Consider the following 25,353-nt stretch of genomic DNA (forward strand, 5'->3'; position numbering starts at 1 on the left):
TGCAACTGCAACCTTTTCGTTCCACCTTTGGTTCCTGTTTTCCCTTCACCGCGTCGAAGCCGGCGCCGCCACGCAAGGAAAGATGATGTCCCCCAAGCACTTCCTGAACACCCAGGACTGGAGCCGCAGCGATCTCGATGCGCTGTTGACCCAGGCCGCGCTGTTCAAGCGCAACAAGCTCGGCGACCAGCTCAAGGGCAAGTCGATCGCGCTGGTGTTCTTCAACCCGTCCATGCGCACCCGCACCAGCTTCGAACTGGGCGCGTTCCAGCTCGGCGCCCACGCGGTGGTGCTGCAGCCGGGCAAGGATGCGTGGCCGATCGAGTTCAACCTCGGCACGGTGATGGACGGCGATACCGAAGAGCACATCGCTGAAGTGGCCAAGGTGCTGGGCCGTTACTGCGACATCATCGCCGTGCGCGCGTTCCCCAAGTTCACCGACTGGGCCTACGACCGCCAGGACATCGTCCTCAACAGCTTCGCCAGGTACTCGCCGGTGCCGGTCATCAACATGGAGACCATCACCCACCCGTGCCAGGAGCTGGCCCACATCATGGCCCTGCAGGAGCACTTCGGCACCCAGGACCTGCGCGGCAAGAAGTACGTGCTGACCTGGACCTACCACCCCAAGCCGCTGAACACCGCCGTGGCCAATTCGGCGCTGACCATCGCCACCCGCATGGGCATGGACGTGACCCTGCTGTGCCCGACCGCCGACTACATCCTCGACGACCGCTACATGGGCTGGGCCGAGCAGAACGTGGCCGAGAGCGGCGGCTCGCTGAAGATCAGCCATGACATCGACAGCGCCTACGCCGGCGCCGACGTGGTCTACGCCAAGAGCTGGGGCGCGCTGCCGTTCTTCGGCAACTGGGAACCGGAAAAGCCGATCCGCGACCAGTTCAAGCACTTCATCGTGGACGAGCGGAAGATGGCGCTGACCAACAACGGTGTGTTCAGCCACTGCCTGCCGCTGCGCCGCAACGTGAAGGCCACCGACGGCGTGATGGATTCGCCGCAGTGCATCGCCATCAACGAAGCCGAGAACCGCCTGCACGTGCAGAAGGCGATCATGGCGGCGGTTGCCGGGCGCTGATTCCCAAGCATTGAAACAATCCGCCGGGCATGGCCCGGCGCTACCCCACCTGATTGGACATTACCCCCATGAGCAAAGACGTCGTTCTCGCCTTCTCCGGCGGCCTGGATACCAGCTTCTGCGTGCCGTACCTGCAGGAGCGTGGCTACAACGTGCACACCGTGTTCGCCGATACCGGCGGCGTGGATGATGAAGAGCGCGATTTCATCGAGAAGCGCGCCGCCGAGCTGGGCGTGACCAGCCACGTCACCGTCAACGGTGGCCCGGCCATCTGGGAAGGCTTCGTCAAGCCGTTCGTGTGGGCCGGTGAAGGCTACCAGGGCCAGTACCCGCTGCTGGTCTCGGACCGCTACCTGATCGTCGATGCAGCGCTGAAGCGTGCCGCCGAACTGGGCACCAACATCATCGCCCACGGCTGCACCGGCATGGGCAACGACCAGGTCCGCTTCGACCTGGCGGTGAAGGCCCTGGGTGACTACCAGATCATCGCGCCGATCCGCGAGATCCAGAAAGAACACACCCAGACCCGTGCCTACGAGCAGAAGTACCTGGAAGAGCGCGGTTTCGGCGTGCGTGCCAAGCAGCAGGCCTACACCATCAACGAAAACCTGCTGGGCGTGACCATGTCCGGTGGTGAGATCGACCGTTGGGAAGCCCCAGGCGAGGGCGCGCGTGGCTGGTGCGCGCCGCGCAGCGAATGGCCGGAGCAGGCCCTGACCGTCACCCTGAAGTTCGTCGAGGGCGAAGCCGTCGAACTGAACGGCAAGGCGCTGCCGGGCGACCAGATCCTGGCCCAGCTCAACAAGCTGTTCGCCCCCTACGGCGTCGGCCGCGGCGTGTACACCGGCGACACCGTGATCGGCCTGAAGGGCCGCATCGTGTTCGAGGCCCCCGGCCTGGTCTCGCTGCTGGCCGCGCACCGCGCGCTGGAAGATGCCGTGCTGACCAAGCAGCAGAACCGCTTCAAGCCGGACGTGGCGCGCAAGTGGGTGGAGCTGGTGTACGAAGGCTTCTACCACGACCCGCTGAAGACCGACATCGAGGCGTTCCTGAAGTCCACGCAGGCCAAGGTCAACGGCGAAGTGGTGCTGGAAACCCGCGGTGGCCGCGTCGACGCGGTGGCCGTGAAGTCGCCGCACCTGCTCAACACCAAGGGTGCCACCTACGCGCAGTCGGCCGACTGGGGCGTGGAAGAGGCGGAGGGCTTCATCAAGCTGTTCGGCATGAGCTCCACGCTCTATGCGCAGGTGAACCGCTGAGACCCTGGTGCCCTGGCCCGCTGTGGGCCAGGGTGCGCAGCAAACGGATGAATCGATGAGCGCACTCCGCATCAGCACCGATCCGCAGCACTTGGACGTTGCCCTGATCCACCAGTTCCTGTCTACCCAGGCCCATTGGAGCCTGGGCATCGGGCGCGAACTGGTGGAACGGGCCATTGCCGGTTCGCTGTGTTTTGGCGCCTATCTGGACGCGTCCGGCCAGGTTGCGTTTGCGCGCGTCATCACCGACGGTGCCACCTTTGCTTATCTGGCTGACGTGTTCGTGCTGCCGCAGCACCGCGGCCAGGGCTACAGCAAGCAGCTGCTGCAGGCGATCATGGCCCATCCGCAGCTGCAGGGCCTGCGCCGCTTCATGCTGGCCACCAGCGATGCACATCGGCTCTACGCCCCCTTCGGCTTCAGCGCGCCGGCACGGCCAGAGTTGCTGATGGAAATTGTGCGCCAGAACCTCTATGCCCTGGCTACGCCCGGGCAAACACCTTGTTGATTCCCATGACCGACCTGCTTGCTTCCACCCTGCAGCACCTGCAGGCCCTGGTGTCCTTCGACACCCGCAACCCGCCGCGTGCGATCACCACCGGTGGCATCTTCGATTACCTGCGCGCGAACCTGCCCGGCTTCAACGTCGAGGTGATTGATCATGGCGCTGGTGCGGTCAGCCTGCACGCCGTGCGCGGGACCCCGAAGTACCTGTTCAACGTGCATCTGGATACGGTGCCGGATTCGCCGCACTGGAGTGCCGACCCGCACGTGATGCGGCGCATGGACGACCGCGTGGTCGGCCTTGGCGTGTGCGACATCAAGGGTGCCGCCGCCGCGCTGGTGGCTGCGGCCAATGCCAGCGACGGCAACGCCGCGTTCCTGTTCTCCAGCGACGAGGAAGCCAACGATCCGCGCTGCATCGCCGCGTTCCTGGCCCGTGGCCTGCCGTACGAAGCGGTGTTGGTGGCGGAGCCGACCATGAGCGAAGCGGTGCTGGCGCACCGGGGCATCAGCTCGGTGCTGATGCAGTTTGCCGGGCGTGCCGGCCATGCCTCGGGCAAGCAGGATGCGGCCGCCAGTGCGCTGCACCAGGCCATGCGCTGGGGCAACCGCGCGCTGGACCATGTCGAATCGCTGGCCTCGGCGCGCTTCGGCGGCCTGACCGGGTTGCGCTTCAACATCGGCCGCGTGGAAGGTGGCATCAAGGCCAACATGATCGCGCCGGCTGCCGAAGTGCGGTTCGGGTTCCGCCCGCTGCCGTCGATGGATATCGACGCACTGCTGGCGACCTTCGCCGGTTTCGCCGAACCGGAAGCAGCCGTGTTCACCGAAACCTTCCGTGGTCCCAGCCTGCCGGCCGGCGACATCGCCGAGGCCGAGAACCGCCGCCTCCTGGCGCGCGACGTGGCTGATGCGCTGGAGCTGCCGATCGGCAACGCGGTGGACTTCTGGACCGAGGCCTCGCTGTTCTCCGCCGCCGGTTACACCACCCTGGTGTTCGGCCCGGGCGACATCGCCCAGGCCCACACCGCCGATGAGTTCGTGACGCTGGACCAGCTGCAGCGCTACACCGACGCCGTGCACCGCATCATCGCCGCCGGTGCCTGATTCTTCCCTTTCCGACGAAACCGAAATGTCTCCTGCCCTCCAGCCCCACCGCCAGACCCGCCAGACCATCGTGCGCCTGCTTTCCAGCATGGCCAGCGCGAAGGAGATCAGCCAGTACCTCAAGCGCTTCTCGCAGCTGGACGCCAAGCGCTTTGCCGTGGTCAAGGTCGGCGGCGCGGTGCTGCGCGACGATCTCGATGCGCTGACCTCTTCGCTGTCGTTCCTGCAGGAAGTCGGCCTGACCCCGATCGTGCTGCACGGCGCCGGCCCGCAACTGGATGCCGAACTGTCGGCGGCCGGCATCGAGAAGCAGACCGTCAACGGCCTGCGCGTGACCTCGCCGGAAGCGCTGGCGATCGTGCGCCGCGTGTTCCAGCAGTCCAACCTGCGCCTGGTGGAGGCGCTGCAGCAGAACGGCGCGCGCGCCACCTCGATCACCGGTGGCGTGTTCGAGGCCGAGTACCTGGACGTGGACACCTACGGCCTGGTCGGCGAAGTGAAGCGGGTCAACCTGGCGCCGATCGAAGCCAGCCTGCGCGCCGGCTCGATCCCGGTGATCACCAGCCTGGGTGAAACCGCAGGTGGCCAGATCCTCAACGTCAACGCCGACTTCGCCGCCAACGAGCTGGTGCAGGAGCTGCAGCCGTACAAGATCATCTTCCTGACCGGCACCGGTGGCCTGCTGGACGAGGCGGGCAGCGTGATCGATTCGATCAACCTGTCCACCGAGTACGACCACCTGATCGCGCAGCCGTGGATCCACGGTGGCATGAAAGTGAAGATCGAACAGATCAAGGACCTGCTCGACCGCCTGCCGCTGGAATCGTCGGTGTCGATCACCCGACCGGCCGACCTGGCCAAGGAACTGTTCACCCACAAGGGCTCGGGCACGCTGGTGCGCAAGGGCGAAAAGGTGCTGCGCGCCACCGCCTGGAGCGAACTGGACCTGCCGCGCCTGAAGGGCCTGATCGAATCCAGCTTCGGCCGCACCCTGGTGCCGGACTACTTCGAAAAGACCAGGCTGCTGCGCGCCTATGTCAGCGAGAACTACCGCACCGCGGTGATCCTCACCGACGAGGCCGAAGGCGTGTACCTGGACAAGTTCGCCGTGCTCGACGATGCACAGGGCGAAGGCCTGGGCCGCGCAGTGTGGAACGTGATGCTGGAGGAAACCCCGCAGCTGTTCTGGCGCTCCCGCCACGGCAACCCGATCAACCACTTCTACTACGCTGAATCCGACGGCTGCTACAAGCAGGACCATTGGAAGGTGTTCTGGTACGGCGCCGATGGCATCGATCGTATCCGCACCTATGTCGACCATTGCGCCCGGCGCGCACCGAGCCTGCAGGGCTGAGCGATGAACAACCCGGACGCATGGAATCTGGTGCCCACCCTGCGTGGCCAGCACGTGACGCTGCAACCGCTGCAGTACGAGCACGTGCCCGGCCTGCGTGCTGCGCTCGACGGCAGCGGGCTGGACCAGCTCTGGTACACCCAGGTGCCGTCGCCGGAGCGGGCCGAGGCCTATGTGCAGGCTGCACTGCAGGCGCAGGCCGAGGGCAGGGTGCTGCCGTTCGTGATCCGTGATGCGGCCGGGGACATCATCGGCAGCACGCGCTTCTACGATCTGGATGCCAGCGTGCCTAGACTCAGCCTTGGCTACACCTGGTACACGCCGCGCGTGCAGCGCACCGGCGCCAACACCGAAGCCAAGCTGTTGCTGCTGCAGCACGCCTTCGAGGTGCTGGGGTGCATCAGCGTGGTGCTGGAGACCAGCTGGTTCAACGCCACGTCGCGCACCGCCATCGCCCGCCTCGGCGCCAAGCAGGATGGCGTGCTGCGCAACCACAAGCGGCACGCCGACGGCACGCCGCGCGACACCGTCATCTTCTCCATCATCGATGCGGAATGGCAGGGCGTGAAGCGCCACCTGCAGTACCGCCTGGACAGTCACGCATGAACGATTCGACTTTCACCCTGGGCATCGTCGGGGCCCGAGGCCATACCGGCGCCGAGCTGATCAAGCTGGTGGCCGCCCATCCGCGCCTGGAACTGGCCTTCGTCTCTTCGCGCGAGCGCGCCGGGCAGCGCCTGTCCGACCACCATCCGGAATTCCAGGGTGGCCTGCAGTACGAGAACCTGGACGCCGACGCGGTGGCCGCCAAGGGCGTGGACGCGGTGATCCTGGCCCTGCCCAATGGGCTGGCCGCGCCGTTCGTGGCCGCGCTTGAAACCGCGAAGCCGGACACCGTCATCGTCGACCTCTCGGCCGACTACCGTTTCGACAACAGCTGGTACTACGGCCTGCCGGAGCTGACCCGCGGCCGCTACAACGGCCAGAAGCACATCAGCAACCCGGGCTGCTATGCCACGGCGATGCAGCTGGCGGTGCATCCGCTGCTGGACCTGCTGGCAGGCCCGCCGCAGTGCTTCGGTGTGTCCGGTTACTCCGGTGCCGGCACCACGCCGTCGGACAAGAACAACGTCGAACTGCTGGCCGACAACCTGATGCCGTATGCGCTGACCAACCACGTGCACGAGCGCGAGGTGTCGGTGCAGCTGGGCGTGGCGGTCGAGTTCATGCCGCACGTCGCGCCGCATTTCCGTGGCATCACCCTCACCGCCAACCTGTGGCTGAACCGCGTGCAGACCCGTGAGCAGATCGTCGAGCGCTTCCAGCAGGCCTATGCCGGCGAACCGCTGATCGAGGTGGTGGATGAAGCACCGTGGGTCAGCCGCATCGCCGGCCGCCATGGTGCGCAGGTCGGCGGCTTCACCCTGGCCCCGGGCGGCAAGCGGGTCGTCGTGGTGGCGACCCTGGACAACCTGCTGAAGGGCGCGGCCACCCAGGCCATGCAGAACCTCAACCTCGCGCTGGGCATCGACGAACTGACGTCGATCCCGCGCTGAACACGCCTTCCGGAGCCCCCATGGCAGACCTTCTTTGGCAGAAGCCCGGCGTCGCTGTCGACGCCCAGATCCAGACCTTCCTCGCCGGCGACGACGTGATCCTCGACCGCGAGTTCTTCCTGCATGACATCGCCGCCAGCGCCGCGCATGCGCAGGGCCTGCAGCACATCGGCATCCTCAGCGCCGACGAACTGGCCGGCCTGCTGCGCGAGCTCGACGTGCTGGCGCAGGACTTCCGCGCAGGCCGCTTCGTGCTGGATACGCAGTACGAAGATGGCCACTCGGCGATCGAAGCACGCTTGACCGAGCGTCTCGGCGATGCCGGCCGCAAGATCCACACCGGCCGCAGCCGCAACGACCAGATCCTGGTCGCCACCCGCCTGTGGCTGAAGGAAAAGCTGCAGCGCGTGGCCCAGCTCAGCGCCGAGGTGGCCAAGGTCGCGCTGGACCGCGCACAGGCCGAGAAGGACCTGCCGATTCCCGGCTACACCCACATCCAGCGTGCCGTGGTCTCCTCGGCCGGCATGTGGTGGGCCGGTTGGGCCGAGGCCTTCATCGACAACGCCATCCGCGCCCGCGACACCCACGCACTGGTCGATGCAAATCCGCTCGGCACCGCCGCCGGCTACGGCGTGAACCTGCCGCTGGACCGCGAGCACACCACGACCGCGCTCGGTTTTGCGCGCATGCAGGTCTCTCCGATCTACGCGCAGCTGTCGCGCGGGAAGTTCGAGCTGGCCGCGCTGGAAGCGCTGGGTGGCGCCACGCTGGACCTGCGCCGCATCGCCTGGGACCTGTCGCTGTTCACCAGCGCCGAATTCGGTTTCGTGGCATTGCCGGCGCAGTACACCACCGGCAGCTCGATCATGCCCAACAAGCGCAACCCGGACGTGATCGAACTGATGCGCGCGACCCACGCCAGCGTCGCCGCCGCGCGCACCGAGATCGAGCAGCTGCTGTCGCTGCCCTCGGGCTACCACCGCGACCTGCAGTCGTCCAAGGGCGCCATCTTCCACGGCTTCGGCCGTGGCCTGGCCGCGCTGGAACTGCTGCCAGCCCTGCTGGCCAACCTGGAATGGCGCGACGACAGGCTGCGTGCGGCGATCGATTCGGGCATGTATGCCACCGACGTGGCGGTGGAAGCGGCCGTGGCCGGCGTGCCGTTCCGCGAGGCCTACAAGGCCGCCGCGGCCGGTGCCGACAGCGCAGGGCAGGGACGCACGCCGGAAGGCAGCCTGGCCGCACGCGTGTCGCCGGGTTCGGCCGCTGACCTGCGCCTGGATGAACTGCGTGCACGCTGGCAGGCGTTGTCCTGATGGCGGCCACGGTGTATCTGGTGCTGGCGATGCGCCGCCCCGACTTCAACGCCGCGGCGGTGCAACCGCACCGCGATTTTCTCGATGCGTTGCAGGCACAGGGCAAGCTGCAGCTGACTGGTGGTTTCGCCGACGGCAGCGGTGGTGCCTATGTGCTGTGCAATGTCGAGAACCTGGAACAGGCGCAGGCCATCGTCGCCACCGATCCGCTGGTGACGATGCAGGCCTCCGACCTGACCGTGCACGAATGGAATACCCGCTGAGACCCTGATCGATGAGCCTGCATGCCGCCAACGTCGCCTCGCCGTTCCCGGAACAGGCGCTGCCGCCATGGCGGCGTGCGGTGCTGAAGGTCGGCAGCAGCCTGCTGGCCGCCGATGGCGGCGGCCTGTCGCCACGCCACGCGCTGGGCCTGGCCCAGTTTGTGTCCGCCAACGTTCTGGCGGGGCGCGAGGTGGTGATCGTTTCCTCCGGCGCGGTTGCGGCGGGGCGAGCGATTCTGCCGCGGGCCGATGAGCCCGGTGCGGCGATGGCGGCGCGGCAGGCCCTTGCCGCACTCGGCCAGGCGCAGCTGATCGGCCTCTGGCAGCGCTTCTTCGAACGCCCGGTGGCGCAGGTGCTGCTGACCCACGACGACCTGCGCAACCGCCGCCGCTACCTCAATGCGCGTGCCACGCTGAGCGAACTGCTGCGGCTGGGCGCGTTGCCGGTGGTCAATGAGAATGACACCGTGTCGGTGGACGAGCTCAAGCTCGGCGACAACGACAACCTGGCAGCCACCGTGGCGGCACTGGTCGACGCCGATGCGCTGTTCATCGCCACCGACATCGACGGCCTGTACAGTGCCGACCCACGCGCCGTGGCCGGCGCACGGCCATTGCACGACGTGCCCGAACTGAGTGACGACGTGCTGGCGATGGCCGGAGGCGCCGGTTCTCGTGCCGGCACTGGAGGCATGCGTACCAAGCTGGAGGCGGCGGCGAAGGCCGGCCGCCTCGGCATCGAGACCTACCTGTTCAACGGCCGCAGCAGCGACGTGGTGCGCGCGCTGGCACAGGACCGCCTGTTCGGCACCCGCATCCATGCCGCACGCAGCCGCGAGGCGGCCCGCAAGCACTGGCTGCGGCACGCGCCGCTGGCCGAGGGCGTGATCGTCATCGATGCGGGTGCGGCACAGGCAATGCGCGAGAAAGGCGCCTCGCTGCTGCCCGGTGGCATCACCGCTGCGGAGGGAACGTTCCGCCGTGGTGACATGGTGCAGGTGTGCTGGAACGCGCCGCAGGGGCGTGTATGTGTCGCCCGCGGCGTCAGCCAGTACGCGGCCGATGACGTGCGCCGGATCGCCGGCCATCATTCCCGCGACATCCAGGCCGTGCTCGGCTACAACTACGGCGGCAGCGTCGTCCATCGCGACGACCTGGTGCTGCCATGACCGGTATGAAGGACTCCCCGATGAGCGACATCGAAGCGCAGGCGCGTGCCTGCCGTGACGCGGCCCAGATCGTTGCCGGCCTCGACAGTGTGGTCCGCCGCACGCTGCTGCTGGCGATGGCACAGGCGTTGGAAGTGAATGCCGGGCTGATCCTGGCCGGTAATGCACGTGACCTCGCCGCCGCGCGCGACAAGGGCATTGGCAGCGCCATGCTCGACCGCCTGGCGCTGGACCCGGCTCGCCTGTTCGCGATGGCCGAGGCCGTGCGTGAGGTCGCCGCGCTGCCCGATCCGGTCGGCCAGGTCACCCGCGACGATGTGCGTCCGAACGGCATCCGCGTGCAGAAGGTACGCGTTCCGCTGGGGGTGATCGCGATGATCTACGAGGCGCGCCCGAACGTGACCGCCGAAGCGGCCGCACTGTGCCTGAAGGCCGGCAATGGCGTGATCCTGCGCGGTGGTTCCGAAGCGATCCACTCCAACACCGCCATCGCCCAGGCCCTGGCCGGTGCCTTGCAGGCCAATGGCGTACCGCCGGCGGCGGTGACCGTGCTGACCGACCTGCGCCGAGAAGCCATGCTGGAACTGCTGCAGCTGCATGAGCTGATCGACCTTGCCATTCCGCGCGGTGGCGAAGGCCTGATCCGTTTCGTGGCCGAACACGCGCGCGTGCCGGTCATCAAGCATTACAAGGGCGTCTGCCACCTGTTCGTGGATGCCAGCGCCGACCTCGGCAAGGCCATCGACCTGCTGGTGGATGGCAAGTGCAGCCGCCCTGCAGCCTGTAATTCGCTGGAGACGTTGCTGGTGCATCGCGATGTGGCTGAAGCGTTCCTGCCGCGCGTGGCGCAGGCGCTGGGCGAGCGCGGCGTGCAGCTGCGCGCCGATGCGCAGGCGCAGCCGTTGCTGCCGGGCAGCACGGTGGCCACCGAAGAGGACTATGCCGCCGAGTTCCTCGATCTGGTACTGGCGGTGCGCGTGGTTGATGATCTTGATGCGGCCATCGCGCATATCCGCGCGTACACCTCTGATCACACCGAAGTGATCGCCACTGAAGACGCCGGCCATGCCGAGCGCTTCATCAAGGCACTGCGCTCGGCGGTGGTGATGGTCAATGCCTCCTCGCGCTTCTCCGATGGTGGCCAGCTGGGCCTGGGCAGCGAGATCGGCATTTCCACCACGCGCCTGCACGCCTACGGCCCGATGGGCCTGGAAGCGCTCACCGTCGAGCGTTTCGTGGTGTGCGGCGAAGGGCAGACGCGCAAGTAGATCCACGCCATGCGTGGATGCGCTTGGCGGCAGACCCCGGTGCCGACCAAGGTCGGCACCCACCAGGCCCAAGTGCCGACCAAGGTCGGCACCCACCAGTCAATCGGCCTACACCACCTCGCGGCGGATGCCGATCGGCCGCGCATGTTCATCCATGTGCAGCGTCACGGCCTTGCAGCCCTTCAGGCGCTCGGCCAGCCCGGTGCTGGCACCCAGGTCGGCGGCCACTTCGTTGAGGCTGGCCAGCGGCCGCGGCAGGCGCCGGTCGTGGCCGCGGAAGCGCGCGCGGTTGTACTCGGCCCAACCGATCAGCAGAACGCTGGCACACAGCAGCATCAATGGCAGCGCCACCAGCACATAGGGGTCGAACTGGCTTTGCCGTTCGTACAGCTGCTGCCAGGCCAGCTGCCCGCCCACCAGCCACGAGAACAAGGTGACCAGGGGCGCCCAAAGGTAGAAATAGAAGCCCCAGAACGCCAGGGTGACAAAGCCCCAGGCAGTGCGCTGGAAGCGCGGTTGGCGATGCGGCTTGCGGATCATCCGCGAGTCGAAGCGGTTGGACGGACGTGGTGCGTTCATCGGATCCCCCGATCGGGACTGGTCCAGGTGGCGCGCTTGCTGCGACGGCGCAGCAGGGTTTTCGGCAGCGCCACCAGGGTGGTGGAAAGGCTGATCAACCAGTACGCCATCGGGTACCAGATGACCCAGAAGTAGTTGCGTCCAATCTGTGTTTCGTAACGCCGGTCGATGATCAGGCTGCTGGCGAACTGCAGCAGGCAGACCAGCGCCAGGATCACGCCATGCCACTGTGGCAGCAGGCTGGCGATATGCAGCTGTGGCGGCATTTCGATGAACTTGCCCAGCACCCACAACACCACGATGAACAGCATGGTGTAGGCCCAGGCCACGCTCAGCACGTACTCCAGCAGGACGCCCCACATGCGGCGTTCCTTCCAGTGCAGCAGCGAACGCGCGTGGCGCAGCATCACCTCCACGCCGCCCTGGGCCCAGCGCAGTCGCTGCCGCCACAGCCCCTTGAGCGTTTCCGGCATCAGGATGAAGCACAGCGCGTTGGGCTCGTAACGGATGTCCCAGTGCGCGCGCTGCAGGCGCCAGCTGATGTCGATATCCTCGGTCACCATGTCATCGGACCACCAGCCGACCTGGTGCAGTGCGGTGCGGCGGAAGCCGGCGATCACCCCGGAAATGGTGAAGATGCGCCCGTACACGCGCTGCGCGCGCTTGATCATGCCGATGATCGAGGAGAACTCGGCTACCTGCAGGCGTCCGAGCAGGGTGGAGCGGTTGCGGATGCGCGGGTTCCCGGTGACCGCACCGACCCGGTTGCCACTGACAAGATGCCAGACCATCCAGTGCAGCGCATGTTCTTCCAGCATTGCGTCGCCATCGATGCACACCAGGTATTCCGAGCGTGCGGCCAGCGCGCCCATGCGCAGGGCGTTGGCCTTGCCCAGGTTGCGGTCCAGGTGCAGCACGCGCAGTCGTGGGTGCTTTGCTGCCAGGGCGTCCAGCCGTGCGCCGGTGTCGTCGCTGCTGCCGTCGTCGATGGCGATCACTTCGTAGTCGGCGGGGTAGCGCTGGGCCAGCGCCGCAGTGAGCGTATCGTCCAGGTTTTCTGCTTCGTTGTGGCAGGGTACCAGCAGGCTCGCGAACGGTGGATCGACCATCAACGGCGGGTCGTTGCGCGGGCGCGAATGGCGTTCGCGCCGGAAGTAGTAATACAGGCCGCCCGACATCCAGAAGAACGCCATCACCATCGGATAGTAGAAGGCGAACTGGAACAGGACCTGCAGCAGCGGATGCATGTCCATGTCACTTCTCCGGGTACGGGAAGGTGCCGGCGGACATCGCCGCGCGGGCATCGCGGGTGGAAGGCTGGTCGGCGATGAAATCGTCCGGGTACCAGGCGAAGTGGTGCACGCCCTGCGCCTGCAGCTGGCGGATCTGCGCGCGCAGGCGTTCGGCGGGAATCGGCTGGCGGCTGCGCCAATCGACGGTCTGCAGTTCGAACAGGGTGTGCTGCAGCTGTGGGTCATGTGCACGCGCCGCGGCCAGCAGCTGGTCGAGCCAGCGTTCCGGATGCTTGCTGCCTTCCATCCACGGCATCGCCATCAGCGCGGTCTGGTCGTAGGCCCTGTTGAACATGTCCAGCCGCTGCGCGAACCAGGCCTCGCTCTGCGGACGCAGCACCGGCTCGGCGTACAGGTTGCGTACGGTGGCCAGCTTCGGCCGCCAGCGCTGCGCGCTGTCGCGCAGGGCCAGGGTGAAGTCGATCAGCGCCCGGGTGCGTGCGCTGCCATCGTCGCCGGCCGCCAGCGCCGGCAGTTCCGTGTCGCGCAGGTAGCCATCATCATGGAAGAGCAGGCCTTCGAAGTAGGAATTGATCGCCAGGTCCTCGTAGATGTCGAGCATGATCCGGCGCGCCGCCGGGTTGGTGAAGTCCAGCCGGTACATGCCATCAGGATCGCCGTTGCGGATCGCCAATGCCTTCCGCTGCACCGGATCGGGCAGTTCGAACCCGAGCACCGGCAGCCATGCGTAGATCTTTACGCCGGCCCGGGATTTCAGCTGCCACGCCACGCGGCTGAACAGGTCCGCGCGCATCGGCATGTGGCGGTTGGGGAAGTACAGCGCGTCGGCGGTGTTGTTGCCGTCCGGATCGGCGAACGCCTGCAGGTAGACGTGGGTCGGCGCGATGCGCTTGACCCGCTCGATCAGCGCATCCAGATTGCGCGCCTGCTGCGCGGGGTCGGGGTCGTGCACATCATCCAGGTCGATCTGCAGGGCACGGATGCCATCGAGCGCGGCATCGCGGCGCAGCTCGTAGGCCAGCCCTTCCACCGTCGGGTTGTCGCTGACCAGGAAGCGCGCCAGGCCATGCAGGTCGCTGGCCACCGGGGTGCTGCGGCCCTCCAGGTCGAACGAGACCGGCATGCCCAGCTGTTCGGCGATGTCGTTGCTCATCCGGTTGTAGGCCGCGTAGGGCCAGATGATCGCGCGCGGGCGCACGCCCAGGTGTTGCTCGATGCGCTGCGCGCTGCGCGAGAGATCGGCATGCAGGCGCTGTTCGTATTGCACCTCGCTCTCGTAGCTGTGCGTGGCCGGGCTGTAGACGCGGGTGACCACGGCGGGCGTGGAGTTTCCCTGCGGGTTGGCAAGTACCCCGTGGTGCAGGTCGTCGGTATGGCTGGCCACTTCGACCAGGCCGCTGTCACGCATCTGCTTCAACTGCGCCCAGGTGACGAAGTCATCGCGGCCGAACCGGCGGTAGCCGTAGTCGATGCTGCGGCCAGGCGCCATGTCCACGTAGTCGGTGATCACCGCCACCAGCGCCGGGTAGCGGTAGGCCTGCAGCAACGGGAAGGCTTTGTCGTAAACGCTGCGCAGGCCATCGTCGAAGGTCAGCAGCACCGGTTTCGGTGGCAGCGTGGCGCGCCCCTGGGACGCATCGATCACCTGCGACAGCGACACCGGGTGGTAACCATGTGCCCCCAACCAGTCCAGATGGGCGGCGAAGTTCTGCGTGCTCACCGCATAGGTATCCGCATCTCCCTTGGCCGCGACCTGGTCGCGGATATCGTGGTAGCTGAGGATCAGCAGGCCGTTGTCGTTGGCATCGAGATGCACGGGCTGCTGCGCGAACGCCGATGGCGTGATGGCCAGCAGCAGGAGCACGATCAGTCGCAGGATGCGGGCCATGTCACTCTCCCCAGCGCAGTGCGGCTTCGAAGCCGAGATGACGCTCGCGGTGGCCGTCGTAGACCGGCCGCGACCAGCGCATGCCGTACTCGAACACGCGGCCCTGGCCCAGCTGCCATTCGTGCATGTAGGACACCGAAGGGACCAGCGCGCTGCCGAAGCCGTCCTGCCAGTAGTCACCCAGCGAGACCGTCAGCCGGTGCCGGAAGTGGCGTTCGTAGTGGCGCCACAGCTGCTGGTCGATGCGCAGGCCGATCTCGATCATGCGATCGCGCTTCGGGTTGAAGTAGGGGGCATCGTCGCGGCTGCCACGGCTGGTATAAGCGTTGGCCAAACCATCGATCAGCCACCGTGGGCGGGTCAGCAGGCGCTGTTCGAGGCGGGTGCTGAACAGTTCGCGATGGTTGCCGTCGTCGTAGCGGAAGCGGCTGGCGCCGAACATCCAGTGCGTGCGTTCGCTGCGCCGGTAGTCCACCTGGGCACTGACGCTGTTGGCGGTGATGCCGGCCACGCGCGCCTGCATCGAAGCATCCGGATCATGGCGTGCGGCCACCAGGCCTGCGTGCCAGTAATCATTGAACTGCCAGCCGGCGCCGGCGCGCAGGCCGGTATCGCCGATGTGGTCGTTGGCGCGCAGCACCGCGGCTTCCGCATCCAGCCGACCGAAGCGGTAGCGTACGCCTGCGCCAAGCCACAGTGGATCGATGCGCTGGTCCTGGAAATCAACCGAGCGCCGGTCGGCGAAGGCGAACAGCCGCCAGCGATCGTCAAGTATGGGTGTCTGGACCTCCATGCCATAGCGGCGGTCGTCGTTGCCCAGTGGCGAGCTGCCATCACCACCGGAACTGCGTCCGATGTCGGTCCATGCCTTCAGCTGCCAGCCGCGATGCGCGCGCCAGGCCTGGTCCATGCGTTCCACGGCGGGCTGGGTGGGGTAGCGTGCGACCAGGTCGTCGTGCAGCGGGCGCGCGAGGTCGTCGCGCTGCAGGGCGACATGGGCTTCCTGCATGCCCAGCCGTGGTTCGATGTCGCGCGGGTCCAGCGCGTGTGCCATCTGCTGGCGCTGCAGTGCCCTGCGTGGCCAGCCGCGCATCATGTAGACGCTGCCCAGCGCACTCTGCAGCCCACCGTTGCCCGGTGCGATGTCGATCATCGATTCCAGATCGCGTTGCGCGGTCGGGAGGTCGCCGCTGTAGGCGCGCACCATTGCCAGGTTGAGGTCGGCCTCGTAGCGGGACCAGTTCGCGTACGGTGATTTGCCGTTGCTCCAGCGCCACGCCGGCTCCTTGTCGCGCCATGCCTGCAGCAGGTCGATCGCCTTTTCCTGCTGCTCGCTTTCCAGGTAGGCGTAGGCCAGTTCCGAATGCGAGGCGTCGCGTGTCGGGTCGCCGGCCACCGCGGCCTGCAGCACCGGAATGGCTTCTTCCGGGTGCAGGGAACCCATCAACGAATCGCCCACTGCGGGCAGCACGTAGTCGGGCAGGGTGTGGCCTTCGCCCTGCAGTGCCCGGGCTTCCGCGCGGACCTGTGCATGGCGGCCCAGCCGGTTGAGCAGGATCAGGCGGTCCATGCGGATCCGCAGTGGTGCCTGCGCGGGCGGCGTGCCTTCGCCGCCGAGGTAGCGCTGCATGCGGGCCAGGGTCGATTCGGCCTCCTCCAGGCGGCTGTCCTCGCTGCTGCTGTAGGCCAGGCTCCAGACCACCAGCTTGGCCAGGTAGTCGCCTTCGATGCGTTGCTTCTGTGCAGCGTCGAACAGTTGCGGGCGCTGCTGGTACAGCTCCCAGGCGCGCCAGGCATTGCCGATGTCGCCCAGGGTCAGGACGCGCAGCTTGAACAGCAGGTCGTCGTTGGGCTGCTGCTGGCTGGCGCGCTCGATCGCGCCGAGCGCATCCAGCCAACGGGCCTGGTCGCGGAAGCGGCCGATCTCGGCCAGGGCCCCCCCGCGATCGGGCGGGGCAGCGCTGCTGGCCCAGGCCAGGGCAGTACAGGCAAGGCCGACGTAGAGCGCCAGCCGGCGGTGGACAACCATTGGGGACCCCCTTGGCTTCCGAACCAGACAACCTGAAAAATGTGACGCACATCACATGCCAGATTTTGGGATGGCCGTGGCCTGCGTCACTCCCCTCGCGAACTCCCATCCAGCAGGGATGGGCGGAACCAGGACAGCGACCTGCAATGTCTTGCCTGAAACGAGAGTCCCCCGCACACCGAGTGGTGGCCTGGGCGGCGCGGCCGCCCCCATGCCCGATGCCGGCACGCGGCAAGGATGGGCATTCGTGGGCACTATCCGCCCGGAATTGTCAGCCCGGCGTCAAAATGCGCAATCGGGCTGATGAGCGGTTGCGGGGCCGGTTGCGGGGCCCCGGGTGGCTTACCAGAGGTCTTCCAGCTTGCGCGGCTTGCAGGCCACCCACGAGGCGCACAGCATCAGGGTGGCGCAGCCGAACAGGAAGCTGAATGGGAGGGTCCAGCCGTTGCTGACGGTGTGCAGCCAGCCGACCAAGAACGGGCCCAGGCAGCTGAAGCTGTAGCCCACGCCCTGCATGAAGCCGGACAGGGCCGCTGAGCCGGTCGGGGTGCGGGTACGCAGGTTGATCAGGGTCAGCGCCAGCGGGAAGGTGGACGGGCCGACGCCGAGCAGGCAGGCCCACAGCAGTGGCGCCTTCATCGGTGCCAGCAGCAGGCCGCTGAAGGCGATCACGAACGAGAAGAAGCCGATCAGCACCAGCGGGAACGGGTTCTGCATGCGCACCGCCATCGACGGAATGACCAGCGACGGCAGCAGGCCCAGCGCCGAAAACACCGCCACCATCACGCCACCGAAGGCGGGCGTGCCACCGGCCTCGACCACGATGCGCGGCAGCCAGGTGAACATTGAATAGGTCATCAGCGAGGTCATGCCGAACATCAGCGTCATGCTCCAGCCCAGCGACGTGCGCCAGACCTTGCCATGCGGCTGTGCGGCGGGGTCGGTGGCGTCGGCCTGCGGCTTCGGCGCGCGCCTGGCCAGCACAAGCCACGGCAGCGCGGCGGCCAGCGCCAGCAGCGCCCACATGCCCAGTGATACGCGCCAGCCCGCGGCATTGGCCACCGGCACCGCCAGCAGCGCCGGCAGCATCGTGCCCAGCTGCAGCACGCTGATGTACAGCGTGCTCATGGTGCCGACCTTGTTGGCGAAGTAACGCTTCACCAGCGGCGGTACCACCACGTTGCCGATGCCCATGCCGGCCAGCGCCACCACCGAACCCAGCAGCAGCGTGCCGACATTGCCGGCGCTGGAGCGCAGCAGCAGGCCGGCCATTGCCATCACCATCGCCAGCAGCGTGGTGCGCTCCAGGCCCAGGCGCCGCGCCAGTGCCGGCGTCGCCACGCCGAACAGCGCGAACGAGGCGGTCGGCAGCATGCCCAGCACACCGGTCATGGTGGTGCCGAAGCCGAACTGCTGGCCGAGCACGTCGAGCAGCGGCGTGATCGAGGTGACCGCGGTGCGCAGGTTGATCGCTGCCAGCAGGATGGCGGCGAAAGCCAGCACGCGCCCGTGCAGCAGCGACGGCGAATCGGAAGTGGAGGAACTCATCGGTGGTCCTTGCAGGTGTCGCACGCCGAGGCAATGGCATGCAGCGCCGGCATCGGTCTACGCCGAAGCGGCAGGTGGGGGAGGGGCTGCAGGTGGGCCGGCAGCGCGGCCATTGTACGTGTGCGTTCCAGCAAGGTCCCGTCATGCGGGCGGCCAGGCGCCTGATACAAAAAAACCCGGAGGACAGTGATGTCTTCCAGGCTTCTTGGTGACCACCGAAGTGGTCGGGGAGACAGGATTCGAACCTGCGACCTCTACGTCCCGAACGTAGCGCTCTACCAGACTGAGCTACACCCCGAAGGGAGCCGCCTATTCTAGCGATTTACCCCGATGGCGGCAAGGGGTAAATGCCGTTTCTTCACACTGCCGAAGCAGTGCCACTTCAGGGAACAAAAAAGCCTGGACGACTTCACCAGGCTTCAATGCGACCACATGAGTGGTCGGGGAGACAGGATTCGAACCTGCGACCTCTACGTCCCGAACGTAGCGCTCTACCAGACTGAGCTACACCCCGAAGGAGCCGCCTAAGATACCGTGTGAAGGCCAAGGCGGCAAGGTTTTTTTACGGCTCAGCGACGATTTTCTTTCTCGATGCGGTTCTGCTCGCGGGCTTCGAACCACATGCCGTTGAGGATGGCCACCGTCGAGGCGAGGCCGGCACCGAGAATCCAGGCGAAATACCACATGATCAGTCTCCTTCATTCCGGGTAGGTGCCGACCGTTGGTCGGCACACGTGCAAGCAATCAATATGCGTTCGGGTTGTTGCCCATCTCATCGGTGGTGGTCTTGCCCTTCAGCACGCGATACACCCAGGTGGTGTAGGCGAGGATGATCGGCAGGAACACCGCCGTGGCCAGCAGCATGATCCACAGGGTCAGGTGGCTGGACGAGGCATCCCACACGGTCAGGCTGGAAGTGGGCTGGCTCGAGGACGGCAGCAGGAACGGGAAGATGGCGAAGCCGACGGTCAGGATGATGCCGGCGATGGCCGCACCGGAGGCGATGAAGGCCAGGCCACCGCGACGGGCCCGCAGCAGCACCGCACTGGCCAGCAGGCCGGCCAGGCCCAGCAGCGGGGCCAGGATCGTGGCCGGCATCGTGCTGTAGTTGCGCATCCAGCCACCGGCGGCACCGAGTTCGGCCGCCTTCAGCAGCGGATTGGTGGCGCCATCGGTGACCACCTGCGAGGTGATCTGGTAACCCGGCAGGCCAAATGCCACCCAGGCGCCACCGACGGCGAACAGCACGAAGGCGATGATCGCCGCGATGCTGCCGAAGCGGGCCGCACGCTCGGCCACCGGGCCGTCGGTCTTGATCACCAGCATGGCGGCACCGTGGGCGACCAGCATCGACACGCTGAGCAGGCCGGCCAGCAGCGCAAAGGGCATCAGCAGGCCGAAGAACGAGCCGGTGTAGAAGATGCGCATGCTGTCATCGAAGTGGAACGGCACGCCCAGCACCACGTTGCCCACCGCCACGCCCATGATCAGCGCCGGGATGAAGCCACCGATGAACAGCGCCCAGTCCCAGGTGTTGCGCCAGCGCTCGCTGGGCATCTTGCTGCGGAACTTGAAGCCGACCGGGCGCAGGATCAGGGCGAACAGGATCACGAACATCGCCAGGTAGAACCCGGAGAAACTGACCGCGTACAGCGGCGGCCAGGCGGCGAAGATCGCACCGCCACCGAGCACCAGCCATACCTGGTTGCCTTCCCAGACCGGGCCGATGGTGTTGATCACCAGCCGGCGCTCGGCATCAGTGCGGGCGACGAAGGGCAGCAGGGTGCCTACGCCCAGGTCGAAACCATCCATCACGGCGAAACCGATCAGCAGGATGCCGAGCAGCAGCCACCAGATCACGCGCAGCGTGGTGTAGTCCAGAAGAATGAAATCCATCTTGGTTCTCCTGCCTCAGGCCTGGCCGGCGGCCGGCGCCGAGGCATTGTGGGAAGCATGCGGCTGGGGCGACTGCAGCGACGGCAGCACCTCGTCCGGGCCCTTGCGGATCGCCTTGAGCATCAGCTTGATCTCGACCACGATCAGCGCGGTGTAGATCGCAGTGAAGCCGGCCAGGGTCAGCACGATTTCATGCAGGGCCAGGCCCGATGCCGCATAGAAGGTCGGCAGCACGCCATCGACCGCCCACGGCTGGCGACCGTACTCGGCCACGAACCAGCCACATTCGATCGCAATCCACGGTGCCGGCAGCGTCCACAGGGCCAGCTTGAGGAACCAGCGCTTGTCCTGGAAGTTGTTGCGGCAGGAGTAGTAGAAGGCCAGTGCGAAGAAGGCGATCAGGTAGAAGCCCAGGCCGGCCATCACGCGGAAGGTCCAGAACAGCGGCATCACGCGCGGCACGGTGTCCATCGCCGCCTGCGAGATTTCCTGCGGGGTGGCGTTGAGGATGTCATCGCGGTAGCGCTTGAGCAGCAGGCCGTGGCCCAGATCCTGCCAATGGCGGTCGAACATTTCGCGTGCCTCGACGTCGTTCTTGTTCGCACGCAGGCGTTCCAGCGCACCGTAGGCCAGCTGGCCGCCGCGCACGCGGTGTTCGGCGCGCTCGACCAGTTCCAGGATGCCCGGAATCGGCTGGTTCAACGAGCGGGTGGCGATCAGGCCCATCAGGTACGGGATCTTCACCGCGTAGTCGTTCTGGTGGGTTTCCTGGTTCGGGATGCCGAAGGCGGTGAAGTCGGCCGGCGCACGCTCGGTTTCCCACATCGCTTCGATCGCGGCCAGCTTCATCTTCTGGTGCTCGCTGGCGGCGTAACCGCTCTCGTCACCCAGCACCACCACCGACAGCGACGACAGCAGGCCGAACGCCGCGGCCACCGCGAACGAACGGCGGGCCAGGTCCTTGTGCTTGTTGCGCAGCAGGAACAGGGCGCTGATCGCCATCACGAACACCGCACCGGTCACATAACCGGCGCTGACGGTGTGCACGAACTTGGCCTGCGCCACCGGGTTGAACACCACGGCCATGAAGTCGACGACTTCCATGCGCATGGTTTCCGGGTTGAACACCGCACCGGTCGGGTTCTGCATCCAGCCGTTGGCGATCAGGATCCAGATGGCCGACAGGTTGGTGCCCAGCGCCATCAGCCAGGTCACCATCAGGTGCTTGACCTTGGTCAGGCGGTTCCAGCCGAAGAAGAACAGGCCGACGAAGGTGGCTTCCAGGAAGAACGCCATCAGGCCTTCGATGGCCAGCGGCGCACCGAAGATGTCACCCACGTAGTGGCTGTAGTAGGACCAGTTCATGCCGAACTGGAATTCCATCACGATGCCTGTGGCAACGCCCATGGCGAAGTTGATGCCGAACAGGACGCCCCAGAACAGGGTCATCCTGCGCCAGATCTCCTTGCCGGTCATCACGTACACGCTCTCCATGATGGCCACCATGAAGGACAGGCCGAGGGTGAGCGGTACGAATAGGAAGTGGTACATCGCGGTCAGCGCGAATTGCAGCCGCGACAGTTCTACGACTGTCTGATCAATCATGGCCTGGCTACCTCGTGGATAGTGCCGTTGCAGGTGGCGGGAAGGGTGGTCTACGACGTGAATGATGTGACCGACTACTTCAAACAGCCTTGATCCAGATCAATGTATGAACAGGTGCCCCGGTTGATCGTATGCCAACCTGATGAAGACTGCGACCGCTGGCCGCAGAGGCCGGCTATTGCCTGCGCCTACAATGCCGTGTCTCCCCCGTTGCCCGTGAAGACCCCTTGAGCGCTGCCGAAACGACCCCCGACGGCCTGTCCCCGGAAGCTGAAACCACCCGCCAGCGGCGTGTCCGCACGGCCTGGCTGGCCGATCTGGCACGCTCCGCCCGGGGCCGCCAGCGTCTGGCAGCCCTGTGCATCAGCCTGTCCGGCGCGCTGTTGATCGGCCAGGCCGCCGCCATCGCCTGGCTGGTGCAGCAGGTACTGGTGGAGCGCGCACCGCTGGCCTCGGGGCTGCCGGTGCTGGGTGGGCTGGCCGTGATCCTGGTGCTGCGCACCTTGCTGGGCAGCGCCACCCAGGCCGCTGCCGGTGACGTGGCCGATGCCGCCCGCCTGGCACTGCGCGAACGCGTGTTCGCGCGCCTGCTGGGCCATGGCCCGCTGTGGCTGCGGCAGCGCCGCACCGGTGAACTGGGCGAACTGATGCTGCACCACGGTGATGCGATCGAGAGCTATTACAGTGGCTTCCTGCCGGTACGCACCGAAGTGGTGGTGGTGCCGCTGCTGATCCTGGCCGCCGTGGCCTGGGTCGACTGGGTGGTGGCACTGATCCTGCTGTTCACCGCGCCGCTGGTGCCGTTCTTCATGATGCTGGTGGGCTGGGGCGCTGAAGCCGCCGGCCGCGCGCAGCTGGGTGAGCTGGCGCGCATGAGCGGTCATTTCGCCGACCGGATCAAGGGCCTGGGCCTGCTGCGCCTGTATGGCCGCGGTGACGCCGAGCTGGAGGGCATCGAGGCTGCCGCCGAAGGCGTGCGCGTGCGCACGCTGAAGGTGCTGCGCATCGCGTTCCTGTCGTCCACGGTGCTGGAATTCTTCGCCTCGGTGAGCGTGGCGATGGTGGCGCTGTACCTGGGCCTGAGCTATCTGGGCATGATGTCGCTGCATGCAGCGGTGCCGACACTGGGCGCGGGCCTGTTCTGCCTGCTGCTGGCGCCGGAGTTCTATGCGCCGCTGCGACGGCTGGCCGCGCACTACCACGATCGTGCCAATGCACTGGCTGCCGCCGCCGAAGTGGAGCGCCTGCTGCAGTCGCTGCCGGACGAGCAGGGCCTGATCGAAAACGAGGTTGCACCGCTGGCAGTGGAGCCGGCCGAGGCCGCCTTGCCACCACTGCAGGCACAAGGGCTGGTGCTGCGCCCGTTGGGTGCGCCGCAGGATGTGCTGCAGGATCTGGACCTGCTGCTGGAGCCGGGCCAGCGCCTGGCCCTGGTCGGTCCCAGCGGCTCCGGCAAAAGCACGCTGCTGGAGGCGCTGGCCGGCTGGTTGCCACCGCGTGCCGGCAAGCTGCAGCTGCGGCCCGGCGTGCAGGTGGCCTATGCCAGCCAGCGACCGTACCTGTTCCATGGCAGCATCGCCGAGAACCTGCGCCTGGCCGATCCCGGTGCCAGCGATGCACGGCTGCGCGCGGTGGCCGAGGCCTCGCAGGTGCTGCAGTTCGCGCAGCGCCTGCCGCAGGGGCTGGATACCGTGATCGGCGAGCGCGGCTTCGGCCTGTCCGGTGGCGAAGCCCGCCGCATCGGCCTGGCCCGCCTGCTGCTGCGCGACCCGCAGGTGCTGCTGCTGGACGAGCCCACCGCATTCCTCGATGCCGATACCGAAGCGGCCCTGCTGCGCAGCCTGGCCGCGTATGCACGCGGGCGCAGCGTGGTGGTCGCCACCCACAGCCCGGCGGTGATCGCGTGGGCTGACCGTTGCCTGCTGTTGCCGGAAGGCCGCCTGGTCGAGCCGGCACAGGCGGTGCGCGCATGAGCCGTTCGCCCGATTCGTTGCGCGCGGTGTTCCTGCGCCATCGCCCGCGCCTGTTGCTGACCGTGCTGCTGCTGTGGACCACGATGCTGGCAGGCACCGCGTTGCTCGGCCTGTCGGGTGGCTTCCTCACCGCAGCCGCGCTGGCAGGTGCAGCCGGCCTCGGCCAGGGCTTCAATTTCTTCTCACCGTCGGCCGGAATCCGCGGCCTGACCATGGCGCGCATCGTGTCGCGCTACTTCGAAAAGCTGGTTGGCCACGATGCCACGCTGCGCATTGCCCGTGACCTGCGCGTGTGGTTCTTCCGCCGCGCGTTGCCACTTGCCCCGGCACGGTTGGGGGCCACGCGTACCGGCGAGCTGCTGGCGCGGCTGCTGGGGGACATCGGCGAAGTGGATGGGCTGCTGGTGCGTGCGATCGGGCCGCTGGTGGCGCTGGGCGCGCTGTCACTGGTGGCGGTCGCCTCGGCGGCGCTGATCCTGCCCTCGGCAGCGATGCTGCTGGCGGTGCTGGCACTGCTGATCGCCTTCGGTGTGCCGTGGCTGGGCGTGCGTGGCCACGACGATGAAGAGGCGGACCGTGCCGCGCACCGCGCCGCATTGCGCACCGCCGCGTTCGAAGGGCTGGAAGGGGCCGGTGATCTGGCCGCGCTGCATGCCGATGCGGCCTGGCAGCTGAAGGTGCGCGTGGCCGCCAAGCAGCTGGCCTCGCGGGATCGTCGTCGGCGCTGGCGTCTGATCGCGGCCTCGACCCTGCACGGCCTGGTCGCCGGGCTGGGGCTAGTGGCGATGCTGGCGTTGGCCCTGCATGCGGCCGAACAGCAGCGCATCGCGCCGGAAATGGCCGCAGGCCTCGTGTTCCTGACCGTGGCGCTGATCGAACTGTGGGCCGGCATGGGCCTGGCCTGGCAGTCGCTGCAGTCCGGGCGCATTGCTGCCGATCGCCTGCAGGCCATCGTCGAGCAACCGCCGACGGTGCAGGATCCGCAGGCACCGCAGCCGGTGCCGCAGGCGGCGCGCGTGCATTGGGATGACGTGCATTTCCAGTGGCCGGGTGCAGCACGGCCGGTGTTGTCCGGCGTGCAGCTGACCTTGGCGCCGGGCGAACGCATCGCGATTCGCGGCGACAGTGGCAGTGGCAAGACCACGCTGTCGAGCCTGCTGCTGCGGCTATGGGATCCGCAACAGGGGCGAATCACCTATGGTGGCCGTGACCTGCGCGACGTCGCCCAGGCCGAGTGGCACCGCCAGCTCGCTTGGCTGCCGCAGAACGCACCGGTTTTTGCCGGCACGGTGGCCGAGAACCTGCGGCTGGGTGATCCCGATGCCAGCGATGCCGCGTTGTGGTCGGTGCTGCGTCGCGTGCGCCTGGGTGACTGGGCCGAGCGCAACGGTGGCCTGCAGGCCTGGGTCGGCGAGAACGGCGCAACGATGTCGGCAGGCCAGGCGCGACGGCTGGCGCTGGCGCGCGCGCTGTTGCGCACTGCGCCGATCCTGCTGCTGGACGAACCGACCGAAGGCCTCGACGTGGATACCGCGCGCGCGCTGCTGCAGGATCTTTCCGGGCTTCTGGACGGGCGCAGCCTGCTGATGATCACCCACGACGAGCTGCCCGACGGCGTGGTCGATGCGCAGTACCGGTTGCGTGATGGAGTATTGGAGCGCGAAGTGCTTCGGTAGATGCCGACCCTGGT

The 25,353-nt window shown here is 67.1% G+C and carries 21 protein-coding genes and 2 tRNA genes; 13 read left to right on the forward strand and 10 right to left on the reverse strand.

Features of this window, described 5'->3' with window-relative positions:
* Window positions 1-85: 85 nt before the first annotated feature.
* The 11 genes from V3B30_RS02555 to V3B30_RS02605 all read left to right on the forward strand — a co-directional run bounded on the left by V3B30_RS02555 (window position 86) and on the right by V3B30_RS02605 (window position 10,892).
* Complete coding sequence (locus V3B30_RS02555; RefSeq protein WP_262082741.1) at window positions 86-1,096, forward strand: N-acetylornithine carbamoyltransferase; 1,011 nt, start codon at window positions 86-88, stop codon at window positions 1,094-1,096.
* Window positions 1,097-1,164: 68 nt separating this feature from the next.
* Window positions 1,165-2,355, forward strand: a complete 1,191-nt coding sequence (locus V3B30_RS02560; protein WP_262082740.1) for an argininosuccinate synthase — start codon at window positions 1,165-1,167, stop codon at window positions 2,353-2,355.
* A 55-nt stretch (window positions 2,356-2,410) separates the two neighbouring features.
* Window positions 2,411-2,863: a GNAT family N-acetyltransferase gene (locus V3B30_RS02565; RefSeq protein WP_262082739.1), complete on the forward strand. Its 453-nt coding sequence runs from the start codon at window positions 2,411-2,413 to the stop codon at window positions 2,861-2,863.
* Between the two features lie 5 nt (window positions 2,864-2,868).
* On the forward strand, window positions 2,869-3,966 hold the full coding sequence (locus V3B30_RS02570) for an acetylornithine deacetylase (RefSeq protein WP_100473396.1): 1,098 nt from the start codon (window positions 2,869-2,871) through the stop codon (window positions 3,964-3,966).
* A gap of 25 nt (window positions 3,967-3,991) precedes the next feature.
* The gene (locus V3B30_RS02575; protein WP_262082738.1) at window positions 3,992-5,320 is read left to right on the forward strand and encodes an acetylglutamate kinase; all 1,329 of its coding nucleotides are present in this window, start codon (window positions 3,992-3,994) and stop codon (window positions 5,318-5,320) included.
* A gap of 3 nt (window positions 5,321-5,323) precedes the next feature.
* Window positions 5,324-5,926, forward strand: a complete 603-nt coding sequence (locus tag V3B30_RS02580; RefSeq protein WP_262082737.1) for a GNAT family protein — start codon at window positions 5,324-5,326, stop codon at window positions 5,924-5,926.
* Window positions 5,923-6,876 (forward strand): N-acetyl-gamma-glutamyl-phosphate reductase, encoded by a 954-nt coding sequence (argC, locus tag V3B30_RS02585; protein WP_262082736.1) that lies wholly within the window; start codon window positions 5,923-5,925, stop codon window positions 6,874-6,876. The genes V3B30_RS02580 and argC overlap by 4 nt, the downstream gene beginning before the upstream one ends.
* A gap of 20 nt (window positions 6,877-6,896) precedes the next feature.
* A complete protein-coding gene (gene argH / locus V3B30_RS02590; RefSeq protein ID WP_262082735.1) occupies window positions 6,897-8,192 on the forward strand; it encodes an argininosuccinate lyase in 1,296 nt (431 codons plus the stop codon).
* The gene (locus tag V3B30_RS02595; protein WP_100473391.1) at window positions 8,192-8,455 is read left to right on the forward strand and encodes a YciI family protein; all 264 of its coding nucleotides are present in this window, start codon (window positions 8,192-8,194) and stop codon (window positions 8,453-8,455) included. Before argH ends, V3B30_RS02595 begins: the two co-directional genes overlap by 1 nt.
* Before the next feature lie 11 nt (window positions 8,456-8,466).
* Complete coding sequence (gene proB / locus V3B30_RS02600) at window positions 8,467-9,624, forward strand: glutamate 5-kinase (RefSeq protein ID WP_262082734.1); 1,158 nt, start codon at window positions 8,467-8,469, stop codon at window positions 9,622-9,624.
* Complete coding sequence (locus tag V3B30_RS02605; RefSeq protein WP_262082733.1) at window positions 9,621-10,892, forward strand: glutamate-5-semialdehyde dehydrogenase; 1,272 nt, start codon at window positions 9,621-9,623, stop codon at window positions 10,890-10,892. The genes proB and V3B30_RS02605 overlap by 4 nt, the downstream gene beginning before the upstream one ends.
* A gap of 108 nt (window positions 10,893-11,000) precedes the next feature.
* On the opposite strand, the gene pgaD is transcribed toward V3B30_RS02605, so the two are convergent.
* From pgaD to V3B30_RS02655, 10 genes are all read right to left on the reverse strand, one after another.
* Window positions 11,001-11,471: a poly-beta-1,6-N-acetyl-D-glucosamine biosynthesis protein PgaD gene (gene pgaD, locus V3B30_RS02610; protein ID WP_262082732.1), complete on the reverse strand. Its 471-nt coding sequence runs from the start codon at window positions 11,469-11,471 to the stop codon at window positions 11,001-11,003.
* The gene (gene pgaC, locus V3B30_RS02615; protein WP_100473387.1) at window positions 11,468-12,724 is read right to left on the reverse strand and encodes a poly-beta-1,6-N-acetyl-D-glucosamine synthase; all 1,257 of its coding nucleotides are present in this window, start codon (window positions 12,722-12,724) and stop codon (window positions 11,468-11,470) included. The genes pgaD and pgaC overlap by 4 nt, the downstream gene beginning before the upstream one ends.
* Window position 12,725: 1 nt before the next feature.
* Window positions 12,726-14,612, reverse strand: coding sequence for a poly-beta-1,6-N-acetyl-D-glucosamine N-deacetylase PgaB (pgaB, locus tag V3B30_RS02620; RefSeq protein WP_262082731.1), 1,887 nt, complete (start codon window positions 14,610-14,612; stop codon window positions 12,726-12,728).
* Between the two features lies 1 nt (window position 14,613).
* A complete protein-coding gene (gene pgaA / locus V3B30_RS02625; protein WP_262082729.1) occupies window positions 14,614-16,641 on the reverse strand; it encodes a poly-beta-1,6 N-acetyl-D-glucosamine export porin PgaA in 2,028 nt (675 codons plus the stop codon).
* A 342-nt stretch (window positions 16,642-16,983) separates the two neighbouring features.
* Window positions 16,984-18,189, reverse strand: a complete 1,206-nt coding sequence (locus V3B30_RS02630) for an MFS transporter (protein WP_262082728.1) — start codon at window positions 18,187-18,189, stop codon at window positions 16,984-16,986.
* A gap of 221 nt (window positions 18,190-18,410) precedes the next feature.
* Window positions 18,411-18,487, reverse strand: a tRNA-Pro gene (locus V3B30_RS02635).
* A gap of 139 nt (window positions 18,488-18,626) precedes the next feature.
* A tRNA-Pro gene (locus V3B30_RS02640) sits at window positions 18,627-18,703 on the reverse strand.
* Between the two features lie 55 nt (window positions 18,704-18,758).
* Complete coding sequence (gene cydX, locus V3B30_RS02645; protein ID WP_005410354.1) at window positions 18,759-18,875, reverse strand: cytochrome bd-I oxidase subunit CydX; 117 nt, start codon at window positions 18,873-18,875, stop codon at window positions 18,759-18,761.
* A 58-nt stretch (window positions 18,876-18,933) separates the two neighbouring features.
* Window positions 18,934-20,085: a cytochrome d ubiquinol oxidase subunit II gene (cydB, locus tag V3B30_RS02650; RefSeq protein ID WP_262082727.1), complete on the reverse strand. Its 1,152-nt coding sequence runs from the start codon at window positions 20,083-20,085 to the stop codon at window positions 18,934-18,936.
* A gap of 15 nt (window positions 20,086-20,100) precedes the next feature.
* Complete coding sequence (locus tag V3B30_RS02655; protein ID WP_049423960.1) at window positions 20,101-21,690, reverse strand: cytochrome ubiquinol oxidase subunit I; 1,590 nt, start codon at window positions 21,688-21,690, stop codon at window positions 20,101-20,103.
* Between the two features lie 227 nt (window positions 21,691-21,917).
* On the opposite strand from V3B30_RS02655, the gene cydD reads away from it, so the two are divergent.
* Window positions 21,918-23,663 carry a thiol reductant ABC exporter subunit CydD gene (gene cydD, locus V3B30_RS02660; protein WP_262082726.1) on the forward strand — a complete coding sequence of 582 codons (1,746 nt, stop codon included), beginning with the start codon at window positions 21,918-21,920 and terminating at the stop codon, window positions 23,661-23,663.
* Window positions 23,660-25,339 carry a thiol reductant ABC exporter subunit CydC gene (gene cydC, locus V3B30_RS02665; RefSeq protein WP_262082725.1) on the forward strand — a complete coding sequence of 560 codons (1,680 nt, stop codon included), beginning with the start codon at window positions 23,660-23,662 and terminating at the stop codon, window positions 25,337-25,339. Before cydD ends, cydC begins: the two co-directional genes overlap by 4 nt.
* Window positions 25,340-25,353: the final 14 nt, after the last annotated feature.

This window comes from Stenotrophomonas sp. SMYL41 (genome assembly GCF_036319965.1).
Classification (GTDB): domain Bacteria; phylum Pseudomonadota; class Gammaproteobacteria; order Xanthomonadales; family Xanthomonadaceae; genus Stenotrophomonas; species Stenotrophomonas maltophilia_R.